This is a genomic window from Pseudoalteromonas shioyasakiensis (assembly GCF_022398475.1).
In the GTDB taxonomy this organism is placed as follows: domain Bacteria; phylum Pseudomonadota; class Gammaproteobacteria; order Enterobacterales; family Alteromonadaceae; genus Pseudoalteromonas.
This window is the reverse complement of the sequence record NZ_JAKEVM010000280.1, coordinates 1-1,259: the sequence shown is the minus strand read 5'-3', so window position 1 is coordinate 1,259 and position 1,259 is coordinate 1. Positions and strand designations below refer to the sequence as shown.

General features: G+C 39.7%; 1 protein-coding gene. It reads right to left on the bottom strand.

Features of this window, described 5'->3' with window-relative positions:
• Positions 1-170 precede the first annotated feature (170 nt).
• Positions 171-1,148: a catalase family peroxidase gene (locus L1D51_RS21460; protein WP_239964835.1), complete on the bottom strand. Its 978-nt coding sequence runs from the start codon at positions 1,146-1,148 to the stop codon at positions 171-173.
• Positions 1,149-1,259: the final 111 nt, after the last annotated feature.

Below are 1,259 nucleotides of genomic sequence, written 5' to 3'. Positions count from 1 at the left end.
ATTTTTAGTAATTTGTAATACTAATTCTTATCTGAATACAAAAAGTGGCGTTGATGATCTAACACATTTCTGTCCAAAAACGATTTTTTCCGACAGTCTACTTCTCACTCATATACACCTGTCAGGTTTATTAATTCCTTTTAATCAAACCTGACAGATACACTTAAGACTTATTGCCCCGTTAAACGCTTCGCAAATGAAATTGCATAAGCTGTTGAGCGGAATTTAAGTACTTTGTCATCACTTGGCATAAAGCCTTTAGATAGTAGATTTGGGTCATAATTTGTGAGGTCGCAACCTGACTCACCTGTCGATTCTATAGTGAGCATTCCTAAATTAATTGTTTTGCGATCCGCAGGCCATCGTACTGAAGGGTCCGTTAATGCATCACCGTGCTCAGCTAATTCAGCCTGAAAACGATAATGCACCTTCCCTTTTGCTAAATCTTCTTCAAGTCGCTTAGCCAGAAATGATTTAGGGAAGGTTTTCATTTGCTCTTCAGTTAGCACCTGCTCTGGCTCTTCTGGCACCATGGTCCATCTAAAGGCATGTTTAGCGCCCTTTTCATCAACCATGTAAAAGGTATGCACACCAAAATAACGTGAAGACACATAAGATGCTGGCGGGTTATGGCTTTGCAGCCAATTAAATTGCCCTAAGGTACTCGGGTTTTGCTCTCTGTATGCTTTTACTTTTGCAAAATCGATTTGCCCTGTTTTTTCGTCAGGTAATAAGGTACTTAGCAAACCAAAAAACGCTTCTGGGCTGTTGCCTGCAAACACAGGCGTAGTTAGCCCTGCAATATTGTGTACATCACCATTTTCTAGCACAAACTGCACACCCATTCCGCGTGGAGAACGTGATGTTTCATTAGCATGAGGGTTCCCCCCGCCCATAGAAAAACGAATATTTGCTTTTGACGGTGCGTTAAATAAAGGGCTGGTTGAATACTGTTTTGCAGCTTGATTAGGTGTAAATGTGCCAACAGCACACACCCCTTTGGCGTGACCTTTTCTGATACCGGGCTGCTTACCTGACAGCTTTTCAAATAAATTAATAAAATCTTGCCCATTTACTGCTTGCTCAGCAAAACCTGCTGTTGGTAAAACAAGGCACATAGCACAAACTAAAGGCTTAATTTTTAGCATTTATCCATCCTTTAAACTTAGTTCCGACAAAAATGACCAGATAAACTTCAAAATGATTTCATCAAAGTTAATAAATATTGTTACCAACAAAAACGCTACAAACATTTAATA